General features: G+C 60.7%; 16 protein-coding genes and 2 pseudogenes. 7 read left to right on the top strand and 11 right to left on the bottom strand.

What is annotated here, in order from left to right; translation table 11 throughout:
• Positions 1-20: 20 nt before the first annotated feature.
• The 7 genes and pseudogenes from BO74_RS12520 to BO74_RS12490 all read right to left on the bottom strand — a co-directional run bounded on the left by BO74_RS12520 (position 21) and on the right by BO74_RS12490 (position 5563).
• The gene (locus BO74_RS12520) at positions 21-287 is read right to left on the bottom strand and encodes a phosphopantetheine-binding protein (protein ID WP_305075414.1); all 267 of its coding nucleotides are present in this window, start codon (positions 285-287) and stop codon (positions 21-23) included.
• Entirely contained in the window at positions 275-1060 is a 786-nt protein-coding gene (locus BO74_RS12515; RefSeq protein ID WP_496442704.1) for a lysophospholipid acyltransferase family protein, read from the bottom strand. The genes BO74_RS12520 and BO74_RS12515 overlap by 13 nt, the downstream gene beginning before the upstream one ends.
• Positions 1060-1752 carry a beta-ketoacyl synthase chain length factor gene (locus BO74_RS12510; RefSeq protein WP_496442703.1) on the bottom strand — a complete coding sequence of 231 codons (693 nt, stop codon included), beginning with the start codon at positions 1750-1752 and terminating at the stop codon, positions 1060-1062. The genes BO74_RS12515 and BO74_RS12510 overlap by 1 nt, the downstream gene beginning before the upstream one ends.
• A 555-nt stretch (positions 1753-2307) precedes the next feature.
• Complete coding sequence (locus BO74_RS12505) at positions 2308-3198, bottom strand: PhzF family phenazine biosynthesis protein (protein ID WP_496442702.1); 891 nt, start codon at positions 3196-3198, stop codon at positions 2308-2310.
• A gap of 57 nt (positions 3199-3255) precedes the next feature.
• Positions 3256-3486, bottom strand: a pseudogene (locus BO74_RS12500) (3-methyl-2-oxobutanoate hydroxymethyltransferase); the annotation flags it as partial.
• Positions 3487-3914: 428 nt separating this feature from the next.
• Positions 3915-5363 (bottom strand): GGDEF domain-containing protein, encoded by a 1449-nt coding sequence (locus BO74_RS12495; RefSeq protein WP_496442701.1) that lies wholly within the window; start codon positions 5361-5363, stop codon positions 3915-3917.
• The gene (locus tag BO74_RS12490) at positions 5360-5563 is read right to left on the bottom strand and encodes a hypothetical protein (protein WP_496442700.1); all 204 of its coding nucleotides are present in this window, start codon (positions 5561-5563) and stop codon (positions 5360-5362) included. Before BO74_RS12490 ends, BO74_RS12495 begins: the two co-directional genes overlap by 4 nt.
• A 336-nt stretch (positions 5564-5899) precedes the next feature.
• Here BO74_RS12490 and BO74_RS12485 point away from each other — a divergent pair, with 336 nt between their 5' ends.
• The 7 genes from BO74_RS12485 (at position 5900) to BO74_RS12455 (ending at position 13777) form a co-directional block, all read left to right on the top strand.
• Positions 5900-6910, top strand: coding sequence for a TRAP transporter substrate-binding protein (locus tag BO74_RS12485; protein WP_496442699.1), 1011 nt, complete (start codon positions 5900-5902; stop codon positions 6908-6910).
• A 98-nt stretch (positions 6911-7008) separates the two neighbouring features.
• Positions 7009-7491 carry a TRAP transporter small permease gene (locus tag BO74_RS12480; RefSeq protein WP_496442698.1) on the top strand — a complete coding sequence of 161 codons (483 nt, stop codon included), beginning with the start codon at positions 7009-7011 and terminating at the stop codon, positions 7489-7491.
• A 2-nt stretch (positions 7492-7493) separates the two neighbouring features.
• Positions 7494-8792 carry a TRAP transporter large permease gene (locus BO74_RS12475; protein WP_496442697.1) on the top strand — a complete coding sequence of 433 codons (1299 nt, stop codon included), beginning with the start codon at positions 7494-7496 and terminating at the stop codon, positions 8790-8792.
• Positions 8793-8904: 112 nt separating this feature from the next.
• Positions 8905-10101 (top strand): AGE family epimerase/isomerase, encoded by a 1197-nt coding sequence (locus BO74_RS12470; RefSeq protein ID WP_496442696.1) that lies wholly within the window; start codon positions 8905-8907, stop codon positions 10099-10101.
• A gap of 99 nt (positions 10102-10200) precedes the next feature.
• On the top strand, positions 10201-11256 hold the full coding sequence (locus tag BO74_RS12465) for a LacI family DNA-binding transcriptional regulator (protein ID WP_496442695.1): 1056 nt from the start codon (positions 10201-10203) through the stop codon (positions 11254-11256).
• A gap of 374 nt (positions 11257-11630) precedes the next feature.
• On the top strand, positions 11631-12980 hold the full coding sequence (locus BO74_RS12460; RefSeq protein ID WP_496442694.1) for an NfeD family protein: 1350 nt from the start codon (positions 11631-11633) through the stop codon (positions 12978-12980).
• Positions 12980-13777: a slipin family protein gene (locus BO74_RS12455; RefSeq protein ID WP_496442732.1), complete on the top strand. Its 798-nt coding sequence runs from the start codon at positions 12980-12982 to the stop codon at positions 13775-13777. Before BO74_RS12460 ends, BO74_RS12455 begins: the two co-directional genes overlap by 1 nt.
• Positions 13778-13884: 107 nt before the next feature.
• Here the strand turns inward: BO74_RS12455 and BO74_RS12450 are convergent, their stop codons facing one another.
• The 4 genes and pseudogenes from BO74_RS12450 to BO74_RS12435 all read right to left on the bottom strand — a co-directional run.
• Positions 13885-15087: an efflux RND transporter periplasmic adaptor subunit gene (locus tag BO74_RS12450; protein WP_496442693.1), complete on the bottom strand. Its 1203-nt coding sequence runs from the start codon at positions 15085-15087 to the stop codon at positions 13885-13887.
• 25 nt (positions 15088-15112) lie between these two features.
• Positions 15113-16633 carry an efflux transporter outer membrane subunit gene (locus tag BO74_RS12445; protein ID WP_496442692.1) on the bottom strand — a complete coding sequence of 507 codons (1521 nt, stop codon included), beginning with the start codon at positions 16631-16633 and terminating at the stop codon, positions 15113-15115.
• Positions 16634-16886: 253 nt separating this feature from the next.
• On the bottom strand, positions 16887-18233 hold the full coding sequence (argG, locus tag BO74_RS12440; RefSeq protein ID WP_496442691.1) for an argininosuccinate synthase: 1347 nt from the start codon (positions 18231-18233) through the stop codon (positions 16887-16889).
• Between the two features lie 233 nt (positions 18234-18466).
• Positions 18467-18609 (bottom strand): annotated as a pseudogene (locus tag BO74_RS12435) (ISAs1 family transposase); the annotation flags it as partial.

Genomic DNA, 18609 nt, shown 5'->3' with positions numbered 1-18609 from the left:
TGCCCAGTAAAAACGATGACTCAGACGGCTTGCGTCTGGGCCTTGACCAGTTGCGCCAAGCTGTTGACCGAGCGGAAATGCTCGCGGTTGCCCGCGTCGTTGGCTTCCAGTTGCACCTTGTACTTCTTGCGCAGGGCGATGCCCAGTTCGAGTGCGTCGATCGAGTCGAGGCCGAAGCCGCCGTCGCCGAACAGCGGGATGTCGTCGGCGATGTCTTCCGGTTGAGTGTCTTCGAGGTCGAGCGCGTCGATGATGAGGCGCTTGATTTCCTGTTTCAGCATGTCCATCGGGTGAGTTCCTGACTAAAAAAACCTTCAAGTGCCCGCGTCAGCTTGCGGGCGGCGATCGTTTGCGTTTCGCACGGTTCGACCCAGTGCTCCGGGCGCACGGGGTCGAGTACGCGGATGCGCAGGTGGAAGCGGCGCGGCGGAATCTGGTACCACTTCTCGCGCTTGGTCAGCGTTGTCGGAGTGCAGTCGATGACGACGGGAATGACCGGAGCCTGGCTGCGCAAGGCGATGTGCGAGGCGCCGCGCTGGAAACGCAGCGGCTCGCCGGGGCAACTGCGCGTTCCTTCCGGAAAGATGATCAGCGGTCTGCCCTGGCGCAGGTCACCGGCGCAGTCGTCGATCAGCCTGTCGGAATCCGAGTTGCTGATATAGCCGGCGGCCCGGACCACGCCGCCGAGAAAGGGGTTCCTCCACAGCGACTGCTTGACCACGCAGCTGGCTTCGGGCATCAGCGAGATCAGCGCCACGACGTCGATCAGCGTCGGATGATTGGCCAGGACCAGCATGCCTCCGCTCTCGCGCAGCTTTTCCGCGCCGTCCACCTGCATGCGCATGATGCCGACCGTCTCCATCAGCCAGAGGAAGGCGCCGAAGGACTTGTGAATGATCCAGCGCGTTTTCCGGGCGCAAGTGCGCCGGTAGGCGACGCTGACGGCGGGGAAAACGAAGGTCCACAGCGCGAAACCGCCTAGGCTGAAGACGGCGAAGCACCCGCCGGTCGCGACCAGCCGCCAGCAGTAATTCAGCCGGGAAAACATCAGGCGTCCCATCAGGAGTCCCTTTCCCAGCGCCAGGTTCGACCGGCGTCATGCCACTCTGCTTTCCCGTCGTCGAGCGCGCGGACAAAAGCTTGTGCCTGTGCTTCGTTACTCGGGGCTGAGCCGGTAGCGAGCGACGTGCAGGACACGCGTGTCGCCGCCGAGGAATCGAGCAGCAGGCCTAACGCGAGCGTGGGGCGGTCAAGCGGCTCGCCCGCCTCGTAGTCCGCCGGCGCCGGCTCGTCGGCATAGAGGTACAGCACCGGCAGGTCGGGCTCTTCTGCCAATTGCAGGCAGGCCTCCAGCAAGCCGTGCCCGAAGCTGGCGCTGCCGGCGGAGATGGCCGTGGAGGGCGCGGTGTTCTTTTGCAGGATGGAGAACAGTCCGGCGCTGGCGTTGAGCACGGACATGCTGAACAGCGTCGGCGACAGTTCTTCGCCAGTTGCAAGGCTCTCCAGCATCCTCGTCGTTCGCGCCAACTCGCCGTGACGCGATGCGAAAACGATCCGCGCATCGGTCACGTCCTGTGCGCAGTCATGGGCAACATGCAGCACGGCCCGGGCCAGCGAACTGAGGCGACGCCTGAGCATCGGTTCGATGAAACTGGTCTCCGGTGTCCGCGCTGGGGCGTCGTCGTTCCTGGAGGATAACCAGACTGAACGGCGTGCAATCGGTGCAATCAACGGTTGAACAACAGAGTGCAAGATCGGGGCTTTCGCGTGAAGAGCGTCTCAGGCGTGACAAAGAGGTACGGCGGCGGCAAGGGGTGGGTCCGGGGGGGGGGATTATATCGGCAGGATACAAAGCAAACCACATTCCAGGTGAGTTTTTGGCGCAGCCGGTCTTATGATCAGTCGTGTGCGATTGCATTGGTCGGCTGGAAAATTCGCGTCGCTCGTGGGACTCGAAAATAGCCGGGCGTGGAGGGAAATGGGAGGCCGACTTTTCGCAGACAAAAAACCGTAATTTGGAACCGACTCCGCGTACGAGTCAAGACTGGACATTTGCGGCGGGAGGAGTAGTCTGGACACCAGCCTGATGGTTGTTTTGTCAGGCGTCTCGGAAACAACGAGATTGGAGGCACGATGGTCGATACTCCACCGCAGTACGTGATGATTGTGTAGTACCCCAACGGCGACAGCCGAATACCTCGGTCAATTGCTACGAGGTCGAAGGATGATGAAGCCCATGCCCGACCGGCATGGGCTTCATGCATTCTGGAGTCCGCCGGGGCAGCCTGCCCAGTCGGTAGCGGACGGTTACAGAAACAGTTGCCCGCTCGCAGCGACGGCGGCTTCGCCGCCGATTCGCACACGCAAGGCATCGCCGTCCCGTTCCCATGAAGCATGGACTTCGCCGTCACGCCCGATTTCGATGCCTTGCTCGGCGACGTAGCTGCCCGCCGCCTGGTCCGGATGCTTGTGGCGCGCGATGAAGGCCGTGACCGAGCCGTTGCCGGAGCCGCAGACCGGATCCTCGGGAACGCCTTCGCCGGGCGCGAAGGTCCGTACCCGTATGCGGACCGGCCCGCCGTCGCCGCGCTCGACGAACACGGTGAGCCCGGCAGCGCGCAGCGCCTTGCACTCGCGGGCGATGAGACCCTGATCGGGATTGAGTTCGGAGATCGCCTCGAATCGCGCCAGTTCAACGATCAACCACGGCACACCCGTCGACACCACCTCGAACGGGCTCGCCGCCAGATCCGCTTCGGCGCAGCCAAGCATTTCCGCGACGACGACACGCGACAGCGCCGTGTCGCGGTAGACCGGCGCACCTTGCGTCATGCGCAGCAACTTGCCCCCGCCCGTCGCAGGCAGGACTTCGACGGGCACGATGCCGATGCCGCATTCCTGGCGAAGCAGCGTGGCATCGGCCTTGTCCGGGTAACGCGCCAGAACGGAATGCGCCGCCGCGACCGTGGGATGCCCGGCAAAGGGCAACTCGTTCATCGGGGTGAAGATGCGCACACGGTAATCGGCGTCCGGCGCGGTGGGCTTGAGGATGAAAACCGTCTCGGAGAGATTCATCTCGCGCGCGATCTTCTGCATGGTCTCCGCCGGGATCTCGTCCGCGTCGAAAACCACGGCGGCCGGGTTGCCGTAAAGCGGGCGGTTGGTGAAAGCGTCGACCTGGACGAATTCCTTTTGCATTTTCCTGTCCTTGTTCAGAAGATAAAGCCCGATCGAGTGTCTTCGACTGTTGCCGGGTCAGAAAGTGTGTTCAATCGCTGGAAATGTACCGGCTTCAACATCCGCCGCATAGTCTCGTGCTGCCTTGCAGAGCACGGTGCGCAGGTCGGCATACGTCGCGACGAATCGCGGCAGACGCCCGGTACGCAGACCTGCCATGTCTTGCCACACCAGAACCCGCGCGTCGCAACGGCGACCGGCACCGATCCCGACAGTGGGAATGGAGACTGCGGCGGCTATTTCTGCGGCAAAGTGCGCCGGGCACCATCTCGATGATCAGCGCAAAGGCGCCGGCTCGCTTCTTTCATCTGCTGGAGATTCGGAACGTGAATGCGTTATTACGGCAAGGTTCGGCGTTGCCTTGTCGCCGTATGGAGAAACTTGTTTACTCATGCAGATGTTGACCAGTTTCAGTGCGACGATCTGCGTAGGTACGGAGCCCGGCGAGGCCGGGCGGTGAACTGGGAAAAATGGCCGGAGGCGGCCACAACCGGTCTCTGGCAAATTTTGACGCCACGGCGGCAACGGAACCTCTTGCTGCCATTCACAATGGCTGCGTCGTTTTGTTCAGGCTGCGAGCAGATCTGGAAATGAGATGGCGTTACCCCCGGTTATCTTAGCGGCCGATCCGATCAAGATAATGCCACTGGACATATCATGAACAATTCGGTTCTTACCTAACCGACCGCGGCAGCAGCAGACGTCTGCGCCGCGCTTGGTGGAGAAGGGAGGTCGTTCATGACGACTCGGTTACGCCCGGTATTCTTGGCCACATAGAGCAAACGATCAGCATCGTGCAGCAACTTATCCAGCGTCTTGATTGCACCGACAAGCATGCTGACGCCAAAACTTGCTGTCACAGCGTCCTCCGATTCACCTCGCTTGAGCGTGCTGATCATTTGGCGCACCCTTTCGGCGACACCGGTTGCATCGGCAGGGTCAGTGTCTTCCAGCAGAAGGACGAATTCTTCGCCGCCGAGACGGGCGCACAGATCCCCTCGGCGAGTAACCGCAGTACAACATTGAGCGACCGATCGCAGGAGGCGATCGCCCGCATCGTGTCCATAACGATCGTTGACGAGTTTGAAATGATCCAGATCGAGCATGATCAACGCAATATTGAAACCGTGGCGATTGGCGCGCGCCAAGAGCATGTGCCCCTGTTCGAAGAAGGCTCGCCTGTTCAATACCCCCGTCAGGGGATCGTGCCATGCTTCGAACTGTGCCAACCGCCGATCATCTACCGCTGCGCCGATCATCATGCCAACAGTCATGACCACGGCGCATAGCGTCTGCACCTGAACTGGGTCCATCTGTTGCGAATCCAACATTACGTAAGTACCTACCGCGCTGAGATTGGTCAGTATGCTGGCGATAACGCCGAAACCAAGCCCGTAGGCCGTGGCTCCCATGATGACCGGGAGCAAAACCAAGTAGCTGTAGGTCTGCATCAAGCCGTTAGCGGTCAGGATGACGACCAACACCACCACGCCAATCGCCATGGCACATAGACCAATGAGACCTGCGATCGTGTAACCGCTGGATTGCACTTGCGAAACTTGGCGCTGGTTGCGCCAAATCAGGATGACCTTGGCCGCACCGAGGAACATCAAGAGTCCGGTGAAATCACCAATCCAGAAACCGAAAAAGATACTCCTCAATACTCCGCGCAATTCGGGCAAGAAGAACCAGAAAATACCGATGGCAAGCATCGCGGAGAGAAGTGACGCGCCCAGGCTGAGGAAAACGAGGCGGATCGCCGCAGGCAGCGAATGAGCAGACAGGTTTAACCAGTTGCGGCGCTGAGCCAGCATTGCCAGTCCGCCATAGACGAGTAATTGACGCAGCAGGTGCAAGTCATTAGATGTCTGCCGAATCAACGAGTGGTACTGACTAATGTCGACGAGCACCATGGCGAGCACGGCGGCCGGCAAACAACGCCAGCCCCTGTGGTAAAAGAAGAACATTAGCACGCCGCAGGCCGGGTAGAAGGCGCTTGCGTCAGTGGCAACATTCATAATCGAGGCAAAGTGCCAGAGTGAAAAATACAGGACTACGATCGTAAGGGACCGGCGCAAGTCCCTCATATTGGCGCGAGGGTCGAGTAGCTCCGCAGGCATCTTCATTTCGCTCTTCGATTGGGGCTTCCGCAGGTCAGAAAGGCTGCACGTGGCAAAACTTGCTGCGTTGTTGTGCTCGCAAGCAACGACCATTTTCCAGCAGTAAGCGCCTCACTGATGGTCTGATAGTTGGCCTGCCGCTCCGGCACTCCAGCTTTTATGTATTGCAGCATGGTTGTTTCAATCCCTTTTCCCGCAATATACATTCGGTGTGCATTTACGGTCTATGCGATTGAGCAAACTGCTAGCCATGGGGCGGGGCACTACCGTCAGGGTGGTCCCCCAGCGCAGACCGGGTAATTTTTCTCGTGTATCAGCACTCGTGTTTCTTGTTTAAGTTTTCCACCAAAAAAAACTTGCGGCGGAAGAATAAAATGGATATTTTACTGAAACGTTACAGTTACGTTTTCAACAAGAAAAAAAGGATTGAAGGCAGTAAAAGTCCTGCTGTGGGAATCTCTTGGCGATCGATGTAAGGATTGTTGTGCGCTTTAGCTGTAACGATACAGGTTGAGAGTCCATCATTTCACGGAGGTATGAATATGTCGTTTTTGTCAAAGAAACGCGCACTTGTTCTTGGTGTTGCTGCGTTGCTCTCCGCATTTTCCAGCATCGCCGCAGAAAAGAAGACCGTAACCTTGAGCGCGGCATCGATGTTCGACAAGGATCATCCATTCACGCAGACCTACATAAAGTTCGAGGAACTCGTCAACAAGTATCAGGACGAGGTGAAGGTCGAACTGAAGTACAGCCTCAACAAGGCATTGGGGATTGAATCGGATTACCTGCGGTTCATGAGCCAGGGCGAGTCGGTTGATCTCGCCATCATTTCGCCGTCGCACATTGCCCAGCGGGCGCCGCGCATCGCCATCGTTGATATGCCCCTGCTCTTTAAGGATTTGGCGCACCGCAACCGGGTTCTCGACAGCGCGGTATTCAAGGATATCGAGGCCGATCTGATTAAGGTGGCCAACATCCGGCCGATCGGCTATGCAGGCGGCGCCAGTCGCAGCATCATTTCCAACAAACCGGTCCGCAATATGGACGAACTCAAGGGGCTTCGTCTGCGCGTCCAGGGGGCCAAGATCTGGTCGAAGGTGTTTACGGCCGTCGGTGCCGCGCCGTCGGTCATCGCCTATGACGAAGTTTACTCGGCGATCCAGACCGGGGTGATCCAGGGGTTGGAGAACGAGAAGGTTGGCTACGCCCAGATGCGATTCTATGAAGTCGCGCCGCACTACACGGTCAACGAGCACGCCATCACGGTCCGCCCGCTGTTCATGTCTGAAAAGGCCTACAAGAAATTCTCGCCGAAGGTTCAGGCAGCGATTCTCAAGGCGGGTGCCGAAGCCGGCAAGTACGGCACGGAAGTCGAACTCGCGTTGGCAGACAAGGAAATCAACGCGCTGGTAGACAAGAAGCTTGTGACGGTACATCCGTTCTCGGACGCGGACAAAGCCAAGTTCCGCGAACTCGCGACGCCATCGCTTCTCGAGTACGTGAAGGAAGCCAAACTCGAGGACGTGTACGACAAGATCCAGGCCGTAAAGTAGCGTGAGTCGCCAGGTGGTCCCCGCCAAAGGCGGGGGCCGTGCACTGAATACGACCGGGCCGGTTCCTTGGCCGGCCGGTATCAGGGATATCACATCCAATGAAATCGCTCGAAAAGCTCGTCGGTGGTTTGCATCGGGGCGTCTCCGTTTTCCAGGCCCTGTTGATGGGCATCCTGCTCGTCATGGTGGTCTATCAGGTCGCCTCCCGTTGGATTCCGGTGTTTCCCCGAGCCATATGGACCGAGGAAATCTCCCGCTTCCTGCTGGTATGGGTCATATTCCTCGGCGGCGCCATCGGAGTCCGCGAGCGGACCCATTTCGTGCTTGAGATTCTTGGCGAGCACAGATCCCGGATCGTCAATATCGTCTGGCAGAGCTTCATCCTGCTGATGGAAACCGCCTTTTGCGCCATATTCTTCTTCCGCGGCCTGCCGTATGCCGAAGTTCTACGCTGGGATGTCTCCGATATCTCCGAGATCTCAATGCTCTGGGTCGGTGCGGCTATTCCAGCATTCGGCGGGCTCTCGCTGATCTTCCTCGCCGAGATCGTCATCAAGAAAATCCGCAAGGGAGCACGCTAGCCATGGATCCTCTAGTTGCCGCTCTGGTTCTTTTCGGGCTCTTTATCGCGCTGGTGTTCCTGCGGATTCCCGTCGCCTTCGCTTTGGGACTGGCGTGCGTTCCGGTGATTCTGTTCACCGATCACGTATCCTTCTTCGCACTTATCGACAGAACCTACAACTCGTACAACTCTTTCCTGCTACTGTCGGTCCCATTTTTTCTGCTGGCCGCGAATCTGATGAATGCGACCGGAGTCACCAGCCGGCTCATCGATCTTTCCACTGCGACCGTGGGGCATTTTCCGGGCGGGCTGGGCCATATCAATGTCTTCGTGAGCATGCTTTTCGCGGGAGTCTCCGGGTCCTCGACCGCCGACGCGGCGGGCATCGGCAAGGTGCTTATCCCGGCCATGCTCAAACAGGGCTACGATCGGAGCTTCACGATTGCGATAACCGCCTGTTCCGCGGTCATGGGCGTGATCATTCCGCCCAGCATCCTGATGCTGATCTGGGGCGGCACGATGTCCATTTCCGTCGGTTCGCTGTTCCTGGCCGGAATCATCCCGGGGGTACTGCTCGGTCTCTCGATGATGATGACGGTGTATTTCTACGCCGTGAAATACCAGTATCCGCGCTACGAAAAGGCCAGCTTTGCCCACTTCGTGAAATCCTTGGGCGGTGCGATTCCGGGCTTGGTGACACCAATCATCATCCTGTTCGGGATCGCGTTCGGTATTTTTACACCGACCGAAGCGTCGGCGATTGCCGTGGTTTACTCGATCCTGATCGGGGTCGCCAATCGCTCTCTGGATGGTCCGAAGTTCATTCATTACCTGAGCGATACGGCGAAACTCGTTGGTGTATCGCTCTTCTGCGTCGGTACGGCTTCGGTATTCAGTTGGTTGCTGGCCTTCTATCGCGTCCCGCAGGCGCTGGTCGGGATGATCGACGGGTGGGGGCTCGGTCCGAAGGGAATCATTCTGGTGATTTCTGCTGTTTTCCTTTTCGTCGGCCTGTTCATCGATGCCATTCCGGCCATCATCATCATGGGCAGCATCATGTTTCCGGTTGCGCAGGCGGCGGGTATACACCCCATTCACTTTTCCCTGGTCGGCGTCGTATCGCTGGCCTTTGGCCTGGTGACGCCTCCGTACGGCATGTGCTTGCTTATCGCGTCGCGTATCGGAGAGATGTCCATCCATCAGGTGCTCAAGGATGTATTGATTATCTTGGCGCCAATGCTGGGAATCCTGTTACTGCTGTGCATGATCCCAGACATCATTCTCTTCCTGCCACGGTTGATCTCGCCGCAGTTCATGTAACGAAGGCACGATCCGTGCGGACTGCACAATCATGTGAATCATCACTGTATCGACTCAGCTCGGTCTGAAAGAACTCCCCGCGGGGGACAGAATCCCGAGAGAAAGGACTAGCGTGAACTACCCGATCGATTTCAGGAGCCGGTATTTTTTGCTCCAGCATATCCGTCACATCTTGTCGTTCTACGACGACCGGGGGCTCGATCCGTCAGGCGGCTTCTTTCATTGCTTCATGAACAATGGAGACGTTTTCAATCCCGGTTTGAGGACGCTCGTGGCGTCGTGCCGGTTCGTCTTCAACTACGCCATGGCCGCTCGGCAATTCGACAGCCAAAGGTACAAGGAGTACGTGCTCCATGGCCTGCGCTATCTACGAAGCGTTCACAGGAACCCTGATGCCGGTGGGTATGCCTGGAAGATCAGTGACGGCAGAGTCATCGACGCGACCAATCATTGCTACGGCCTGGCCTTCGTGATGCTGGCCTATGCGTGCTCGATGAAAGCGGGTATCGCTGAAGCCCGGGGATGGATATACGAAACGTTCGACCTGATGGAAACCCGTTTCTGGAGCGAAAAGTTCGGGCTTTACGCCTGCGAGGCGGACAGCAACTGGAAAGTGGGCGCTTATCGCGGGCAAAACGATAACATGCACGCGTGCGAAGCGCTGATTTGCGCCTTCGAGGCGACCGGAGATGACGTGTTTCTGGACCGCGCGGCCCGGCTGGCCGCGAACATGACCGTCCGTCAACGCGCGAAAACCGGGGTGCATCTCTGGGAACATTACACAAGTGATTGGGAACCCGACCTCGACTACAATCGCAATGACCGGAGTAACAGCATCCGCCCGTGGGGCGTTCAGACCGGTCACCAGGCCGAGTGGGCCAAGCTGCTGCTGATTCTCGATAGGCATCGACCGGAAGCGTGGCGGCTGGGGTGCGCGATCGAAATGTTCGACAGCGCCATGAAATTTGGTTGGGATCACGAGTTCGGTGGGCTGATTTACGGATACGACCTCGCGGGCAATCCCTATGATCAGGACAAGTACTTCTGGGTTCAGGCGGAAAGTATTGCCGCGTCTGCGCTACTCGCCGACAGGACCGGTTGCGAAGTCTATTGGAACTGGTACAACAGCCTCTGGAATTACAGCTTCACGTACTTCGTGGATCACACCTATGGGGCCTGGTACCGCGTCCTGACTCGAAGCAATCTACGTTATGACGAAAGAAAGTCGTACAGCAACAAGGCGGACTACCACACCATGGGGGCTTGCTACGAGGTGCTAAACGTAATTCCGGGGCGAGTTGAAGGGTAATGTCGGGACAGCGACGCCGCGCAGCGGCTGGTATCATCAACGGCTCAGGTCGGCGGGGCCGGCCGAAATGCGAATGTTATTTTGAAGGAGTAAGCAGTCGTGCGCGAACCCCGTGGCGTGACTATCCAGGATGTAGCGAAAGCCGCCGGAGTCTCTTCCACTAGCGTTTCGAACTACCTGAACGACAGGATGGGGGAAATGCGGCTGGAGACGCGTGAACGCATCGCTCGGGCGATCAGGGATCTGGGCTATATGCCGAACAGCGCGGCGCGGCAACTCAAGACCGGGCATGCGCCGATGTTAGGCCTGCTGGTTCCGACAGTCGTTAATCCCTATTACGGGGAACTGGCGGTTGCGGTGGACGCCGCAGCGCAGAAAAAGGGGTTCCGGGTAATTCTGTGCAACACGCAACGGGATCCTGATCGTGAGATGGCGTTTGTCCGGGAACTCGTGTCCTACGGCGTGCGTGGAATTCTGGCCGCATCGGTTCTGCAGAACGTGAGCGCCATGTCCGCGCTCATCAGGCGGGGAGTGGCTTTCGTGCTGTTCGAAACGCTTGGTTCCGACCCGGGAGTGGGTCGCGTGGACATCGTCTCGATAAACCATGTGCTTGCTGCTGAACGAGTTGTCGACTGCCTTGTATCACAGGGACATAAATCGATCGTGTTCGTCACGGCAACTCCCTTGACGCCGCATCGCCTGACGCGCTTGCGGGGGTTCCGGAACGCGATGCAACGAAATGGTCTCGGTGATGGTGTGGTCGTCACCGACGAAGACGTTCCTGTGCAGGCGACCTCTCATAACGATGCAGACTTGGCTCAGTTCGGTCATCTGGCCGCCGCGCATGTCATGTCCATGCAACCCCGCCCGACGGCCATCTTCGCGATGAATGATTTTTTGGCCATTGGAATGCTGTCCGGCTTTCACAAGCTGGGTGTAAAGGTGCCTGGCGATATTTCCATCGTCGGGGTGGACGATATACAGCTCGCGAGTTTTACATCGCCTTCATTGACCACGGTTCGCCAACCATTCTCCCAGATCGCGGAGTCGGCAATCGACAGCATTTGCGCAAGGCTGGCCAACCCGGCGCGTGCTGGGTCGGCCACCTACCTTGAGCCGACGCTCGTTATGCGTGCGTCGACCGCGTCGATCTGAATGCCGTTCCCATTTTTAACAAATGAGGGCGCCGAATAATTACAACCTCCACCCGGCCATGAGTTGTCATTCGATAATTCTGGGAAGCCGCCCCAGCAACGACTGCTTTGAACGACGGCTTGACTCAGAGGCTTGCCACTGGATGATTGAGGCGATGAGTGACGGCAGTGGGTCGTCAGCGGGCAAGACCGATTCTGAGGGAAGTGCCGTTCCTCTTTGCCAACTCACGTCTTGCGGAGACGTTGTGTGACGGTTGTTCGGCGCTATGCTCTCCGCGCAACCGGCCGCTTGAGTCAATCGTTCCAGCTTTTTTCCTCCCCCCTGCTATGCTGAATTGACGCCCGCGTCGGGCCGGTCTTTGCTGCGGAGGAAAGATGAAACGCTTTTTCTTCCTCGTTTCCGTCGTCGCTGCCTTGCTGCTCTCGCTGCCGGTGGGCGCCGCGACGGTCAAGGTTGCCGAGATTCAAGGGGCGATCAGCCCCGCGAGCGCGGCGTATTTCCTGCGGGCACTGGACGAGGCGCAGCGGGCTCGCGCCGATCTGCTGGTGCTGCAGCTGGACACGCCGGGCGGGCTCGACTCGTCGATGCGCGAGATGATCCAGGGGATTCTCGCCTCGCCGGTGCCGGTCGCCATTTGGGTGGCACCGTCCGGGGCGCGGGCGGCCAGTGCCGGGACCTACCTGCTCTATTCCTCCCACGTGGCGGCGATGGCGCCGGGAACGAATCTGGGGGCGGCGACGCCGGTGGCGATCGGCATCGGCGGGGCCAAGCCGGGCGAGGATAAATCCGGGAAAGAAAAGAACGGTGCGCCGTCCGGCAACGCGATGGAGAGGAAGCAGGTGCACGATGCTTCGGCGTACATCCGCAGCCTGGCGCAACTGCGCGGGCGCAATGCCGAGTGGGCGGAGCGCGCGGTGCGCGAGGCGGAGAGTCTCTCCGCGGAGGAGGCGAAGAAGCAGAAGGTGATCGACTTCATCGCCGCGGATCTGCCCGAGTTGTTGCGCACCGCGAACGGGCGCAAGGTCACGGTCGTTTCCGGCGAGGTGACGTTGGCGCTCGACGCCGCGGCCGTGGAGGCCATCGCGCCGAACTGGAAGGAGCGCCTGCTGGCGTCGATCGCCGATCCGAACATCGCGCTGGTCCTGATGATGCTCGGCGTTTACGGCCTGCTCTTCGAGTTCTACACGCCGGGTTTCGGCGTCGCCGGGATCATCGGCTCGATCTGCCTGTTGCTTGCGGCGTATGCCCTGGCCATGCTCCCGGTCAATGCCGTCGGCGTCCTGTTGTTGCTGCTCGGCATCGCCTTGATGGTGACGGAGGCGTTCCTGCCGAGCTTCGGCGCCTTCGGTATCGGCGGCATCGCCGCCTTCGTTGCCGGGGCGCTGATGCTGATCGACGGCGAGGTGCCGGGGATGCAGATTTCGTTGGGCCTCATCGTGCCGCTAGCGGTGGTCAGCGCGCTGCTGCTCGGCGGGGCGGCGGCGTTCGCCTTGCGCGCGCGGCGGCATCCGGTCGTGTCGGGCGTCGAGGCGATGCTTGGCGCCACCGCGGTGGCGCTGGAATCCTTCAAGCAGGAAGGCTGGGTGCGCGCCTCCGGCGAACGCTGGCGGGCGCGCAGCTCGGCACCGCTGCGCAGTGGCGAGAAGGCGCGGATAGTCGCCGTCGAGGGGGTGCTGCTGGTGGTTGAACCGGAAGGCAAGAGTGAGAAAGGAGAAGGAAAATGATGATATGGGACATCAACTGGGGAATCGGCTGGGATATCGGCTGGACGGGCGCGATCCTGCTGCTGGTGATACTGTCCGTGGCCAGCATCCGCATCCTGCGCGAGTACGAGCGGGGCGTGGTGTTTCTGCTCGGGCGCTTCTGGCAGGTGAAGGGGCCGGGCATCGTGATCATCGTGCCGGGCATTCAGCAGATGGTTCGCGTGGATCTGCGCCTGGTGGTGATGGACGTGCCGAGCCAGGACGTGATTTCGCGCGACAACGTTTCGGTGCAGGTCAATGCGGTGGTGTATTTCCGCGTCGTCGATCCGGAGAGGGCGATCATTCATGTGGCCAATTTTTTCGAAGCCACCTCGCAACTGGCGCAGACAACGCTGCGTTCGGTGCTCGGCAAACACGACCTGGACGACATGCTAGCCGAGCGCGAGCGGCTCAACGTCGACATCCAGCAGATTCTCGACGCGCAGACCGATTCGTGGGGCATCAAGGTGAGCAATGTCGAGATCAAGCACGTCGACATCAACGAGTCGATGGTGCGCGCCATCGCCCGCCAGGCCGAGGCCGAGCGGGAACGGCGGGCCAAGGTGATCCACGCCGAGGGCGAACTGCAGGCCTCGGAAAAACTGCTGGAGGCGGCGCAGGTGCTCGCCCGGTCGCCGCAGGCCATGCAATTGCGCTACCTGCAAACGCTGTCCAACATTGCTGGCGACAAGAGTTCGACGATCGTTTTTCCGATCCCTCTGGATATGTTCGATGCCGTGTCGAAGGCGCTGGCGAGAAAAGAGGGGGGTGCGGACTAAGCGGTTGACGTTAAGTCATCCGACCTGCTTCTTCGGCTCATTTTTCCAAAAGTCGGACAGCAAGCCGATGCTTGCGATTTCGATCGGTCAAGTAAATGCTCGCCGGATCAGTTGCCTTCCGTAGCGCCCCCCGGCGATTCAGACTCCTGCTCGTGCGGCGAAGCATCGACGAGTTGAACGAGTTGGCCGGCCTGCAAACGGCGGGCGTCGCCACCGACCACCCGGCTGCGCTCGTCGAGTCCGCTGACGATCTCGACCGCATTGCCCCGGGTTCGCCCGGTCGAGACGCTGACGGCAACGAGCTTGTTCTCGGGCCCAATCGTGAACACATGCGCGTCGTTTTCGCCTCGCACGACGGCACTGGACGGCAGGAACAGCGCCTTGCGCGTGCTCAGGCTGATACTGCCCGAAACGGTGAGACCGGCCTTCAGGTTGGTCTCGGCCGGCAGGTCGACATACGCCAGACCGTTTCCGGTCGTCACGTCAATGGTCGGTGACAAGCGGCGCACTCGCCCTTTGACCTCCGAGCCGAGCGGACTATTGACAATTACCTGCTGGCCGATGGCGAGTCTGAGCAGCGTTTCACCCTTGACCTCGGCGCGCCATTCCAGGCGGCCCTGGCGGATCAGCCGGAACAGTTCGCTGCCTGACTGGACGATTGCACCTTCCGAGGCCGAACTCGCGGAAATCACGCCATCGTCGGGGGCGACGATCGTCGCGAACTTCAGGCGCAGCTGCTGCCGCCTGACCTGCGCGCGCGCCGCATTGACGCGAGCCTCGGCGGTATTCTTCTGCGTCTCGTAGCGCGTCAGCTCCTGCTGGCTGAGGCCGCCCGATGGCGCCAGCCGATTTGCGCGATCGAGCGTCGCGACGGCTTGGGCAAGCGTGCCTTCCGCCTCCATCAGCTGCGCGTTGGCCGCATCGAGGTCTACCTCGACTGCCGCCGTATCGAGTCGGGCGAGCACTTGGCCCTTCGTCACGGTATCGCCGACACTGATCAGTATGCTTTCCAGGCGCAGTCCGCCGATATCACCACCGATCTTTGTTTCCTGCCACGGCATGATGCTGCCGGTAGCTTCGATTTGGTCGGGCCAGAGCGCGCTTTTCGGCTTGACCAAGGTCACCGGCGTCGCCGGCTCTGGCGTTGCGATCGGTGCGGATGCGGACTCTGCTATCGGCGCGCCGTCGGACGCCAAGTCCTGTGCGTATGAGGAATTCGCTGCCCCGTGCGCGAAGACGGTGGTCAGTGCGATGAGACAGACGAGGACGGGGTGCTTTTGGCGATGATGTGAGTTGAAGTCGTACGGCATGAATGACTTTCTTTGCTTGGCTTGCCTATTTGACTGGCGTCACGGGCGACGGGGTTTTGACCGGGTACGCCTGTGCTTGTTTTGAATGATCGGCTTTGGGCACATCCGGCGCGAATTGTGCGGCGCCGCCGGTCGCTCGATTGAGCGCAACCCAAGCCTGGAGGCGTTCCTGCATGACGCCGAGCAGCGTCTGCTGGGCGTCAAGCATGGAACGCCGGGCGTCTTCAAGTTCGAGGAGGTCGCTGGCGCCTTCCCGATAGCGGATTTCGACCGTCTTGAAGAATTGCTGGTACTGGTTGGCCGAAACGCGGGCGTTTTCCGCACGTTCGTGAGCGGCGGCGTAACGCGTCAGAGCATCCTCGACCTCCTGGATAGCGTTTCTCGCTTCTGTCTTGAACTCGGCGAGCGCTTCGTCGTAACGCGCCTTCGCGACGTCTACTGCGGCCTTGCGCCGCCCGCCGTCGAAGATCGGCAGACTGAGCGACGGGCCAAACGACCACGAGCCAAACGAGAGCGCGCCGCTGCCGGATCCCTCGACCGAATAGCCGAGCGAGCCGCTCAGCGATAGACGTGGGTAGCGATCGGCCTCGGCCAGCCCGATATCGGCCGAGGCGGCGGCGACTTTGCGCTCGGCGGCGCGGATGTCCGGGCGCCGATTGAGCGATTGCTCAGGGATGGCGATGCCGAAGTGCTTCGGCACGGGCAAGCGGTCCAGCCCGGTCGGCTTGTCGGCCAACTGTTCCATCAAGGTCGGGCGGGGAATGCCGGTAAGGCGCGTCAGCAGGTTTTCCTGGCGTGCGCAATAGGCTCGCCGTGATGCGAGTTGCGTGCGCGCCTCGGCGACCGAGGCTTTGCTGCGAATTGCCTGATAAGGCGCGGTGAACCCTTCGGTGACGCTGGCGGCGGTGAGCTTTTCCGTCGCTTCGCGGGAACGCACGTCCTGTTCGCCAAGCGCAACGTCCGACTGGCACGCCCGGAAGCTCAGGTAGGCGTCGGCAATGTCCGCGGCGAGGCTCACGCGCACGTCGTCCAGCGTCGCCTGCTGTGCGGCGGCACGCGCCCTGGCGCTTTCGTTGCCGCGGCGAACCGAGCCGAAGAGGTCGATTTCCCACGAGGCATTGGTCGACAACCACGACTCCGTGTAAGGTGCTCCGCTCGAATCGCTCACGGCACGTTCGCCGGCCGCCTCGCCATCGACCGAGGGGCCCCCGGCGGCACGCCTTCCCGCGAAGGCGGCGCGCGACTGCCTGACTCGCGCCACGGCCGCTTCCAGCGTCGAGCTGGTGCGGAAGCCCTCGCTCACCAGCTGGTCGAGTAGTGGGTCGTCCAGTTCGGTCCACCACGGCAAAGCGGGCGATGGGGCGGCCTTCGAGCCTTGGTCGCCGCCGGCCATTTCGCCGGAGGACGTCCACTGCCGGGGAATCCTTATGTCCGACAGTTTCGGCGCCACATAATCCGGGCCGACGGCGGCACATCCAGCGAGCAGCAGGGTGAGGCACAGGCCTTGCGTTGGTCGCCAGGACCAACGCATGCGGCGGAGTTGCATTCTATTTACCTTCGTCTGGTGACGTTTGAAGCGATGACATGAAATCAGGGCAGCAAGGATGCGACGTTGCTCGTGCGAGATCAAGCGTAGTTTTGCAACAGCGTGCTGATGCAACGCATGCGTCACACGGTACTGCCACGATGAGCAGGTTCCAGGCGGCAACAATCCGATATCCGAGAAGGGAGGGTGGCCCGATAGCGTTGAATGAAAAAGCCCGCCGGTCGGCGGGCCTGGCAGGACGCGTGACTCGCGCTTACTTCTTCTCGGCGCCGCCGGTGAGCAGCGGAATGCTGCCGTCCTTCTGCGAGCCGAGCAGGCCGCTGCTGCTGTAGATGCCCAGCTTGTGGCGGGTGTCGGAGATGTCGAGGTTGCGCATGGTCAACTGGCCGATGCGATCCATCTGCGTGAAGGCGGCGTCTTCTACCTTTTCCATCGACAGGCGCTCGGGCGCGTAGGTGAGGTTCGGGCTGACGGTGTCGAGGATCGAGTAGTCGTTGCCGCGGCGCAGTTCCAGCGTGACTTCGCCGGTGATCGCGCGCGCCACCCAGCGCTGGGCGGTTTCGCGCAGCATCAGCGTCTGCGGGTCGAACCAGCGGCCCTGGTAGAGCAGGCGGCCGAGGCGCAGGCCGTTGATGCGGTACTGCTCGATGGTGTCCTCGTTGTGGATGCCGGTGACCAGGCGCTCGTATACGATGTGCAGCAGGGCCATGCCCGGGGCTTCGTAGATGCCGCGGCTCTTGGCCTCGATGATGCGGTTCTCGATCTGGTCGCTCATCCCGAGGCCGTGCCGGCCGCCGATGGCGTTGGCTTCGGCGAACAGGTCGACCGCGCTGGCGAAGGTCTGGCCGTTGATCGCGACCGGGACACCTTCTTCAAACCGCACGGAGACGGTTTCGGCCTTGACCTCCACGTCGTCGCGCCAGAAGGCGACGCCCATGATCGGCTTGACGATGTTGATGCCGTTCTTGAGGAACTCCAGATCCTTGGCTTCGTGCGTGGCGCCGAGCATGTTGGAGTCGGTCGAGTAGGCCTTTTCCACGCTCATCTTGTAGTCGAAGCCGTGCTTGATGAGGTATTCGCTCATCTCCTTGCGGCCGCCGAGTTCGTCGATGAAGTCCTGGTCGAGCCACGGCTTGTAGATGCGCAGCGACGGGTTGGCCAGCAGGCCGTAGCGGTAGAAGCGCTCGATGTCGTTGCCCTTGTAGGTCGAGCCGTCACCCCAGATGTTGACGTTGTCTTCCTTCATCGCCACGACGAGCGCGGTGCCGGTGACGGCGCGGCCGAGCGGCGTGGTGTTGAAGTAGGTGCTGCCACCGGTCTTGATGTGGAACGCGCCGCATTGGATCGCCGCGATGCCCTCGGCGACGAGTTGCGCGCGGCAGTCGATCAGGCGGGCGATCTCGGCGCCGTAGCCCAGGGCCAGACGCGGAATCGCGTCGTAATCGGATTCGTCGGGCTGGCCGAGGTGGGCGGTGTAGGCGCAGGGAATGGCGCCCTTGCCGCGCATCCAGTGGACAGCGGCGGAGGTGTCCAGGCCGCCGGAGAAGGCGATGCCGACGCGCTCGCCGGCGGGAATCTTTTGCAGGATGGTTGCAGCCACGGGAGTTCTCGCGATGTTGGGAAAGGCGCATATTGTAGCGTGTTCGCCGCGCGGCGCAGTACCGCAGATCCTCTCGGTCACGGCAATCGCTTACACATTCATCATGTAGATGGTTTTCCTACGGCCGCTTTCGTGCGTTGGCGAAGGCCAAGGAGTTCGGCGCGGTAGAGCGGTTTTCGGGAAGCACGGTTGCGGCGCTGGCGAAGGCTGCTCTTGGGATAGGCAGTATCGAGGCGAAGCATGGCCAAGGTGATTTTTCGTAGTAACGAGAGGTTGCGTGCGGCCTCGTCCTTACGCACCCGGCAGGCATCTTCCCGGAAGGTCACGTCGAGGACCCAGTGCATCGACTCGATCCCCCAGTGCGTCCGGACCGCCC

The organism is Propionivibrio pelophilus DSM 12018, from assembly GCF_059569095.1.
This window is presented reverse-complemented; position numbering and strand designations above follow the sequence as displayed.

Bases quoted from the DNA above. Each gene is read 5' to 3' on its own strand.
- BO74_RS12505 (WP_496442702.1), bottom strand. From the start codon at position 3,198: ATGCAAAAGGAATTCGTCCAGGTCGACGCTTTCACCAACCGCCCGCTT.
- BO74_RS12445 (WP_496442692.1), bottom strand. From the start codon at position 16,633: ATGCAACTCCGCCGCATGCGTTGGTCCTGGCGACCAACGCAAGGCCTG.
- BO74_RS12520 (WP_305075414.1), bottom strand. From the start codon at position 287: ATGGACATGCTGAAACAGGAAATCAAGCGCCTCATCATCGACGCGCTC.
- BO74_RS12485 (WP_496442699.1), top strand. From the start codon at position 5,900: ATGTCGTTTTTGTCAAAGAAACGCGCACTTGTTCTTGGTGTTGCTGCG.
- BO74_RS12490 (WP_496442700.1), bottom strand. From the start codon at position 5,563: ATGTATATTGCGGGAAAAGGGATTGAAACAACCATGCTGCAATACATA.
- BO74_RS12480 (WP_496442698.1), top strand. From the start codon at position 7,009: ATGAAATCGCTCGAAAAGCTCGTCGGTGGTTTGCATCGGGGCGTCTCC.
- BO74_RS12475 (WP_496442697.1), top strand. From the start codon at position 7,494: ATGGATCCTCTAGTTGCCGCTCTGGTTCTTTTCGGGCTCTTTATCGCG.
- BO74_RS12495 (WP_496442701.1), bottom strand. From the start codon at position 5,363: ATGAAGATGCCTGCGGAGCTACTCGACCCTCGCGCCAATATGAGGGAC.
- BO74_RS12460 (WP_496442694.1), top strand. From the start codon at position 11,631: ATGAAACGCTTTTTCTTCCTCGTTTCCGTCGTCGCTGCCTTGCTGCTC.
- BO74_RS12515 (WP_496442704.1), bottom strand. From the start codon at position 1,060: ATGGGACGCCTGATGTTTTCCCGGCTGAATTACTGCTGGCGGCTGGTC.
- BO74_RS12455 (WP_496442732.1), top strand. From the start codon at position 12,980: ATGATATGGGACATCAACTGGGGAATCGGCTGGGATATCGGCTGGACG.
- BO74_RS12450 (WP_496442693.1), bottom strand. From the start codon at position 15,087: ATGCCGTACGACTTCAACTCACATCATCGCCAAAAGCACCCCGTCCTC.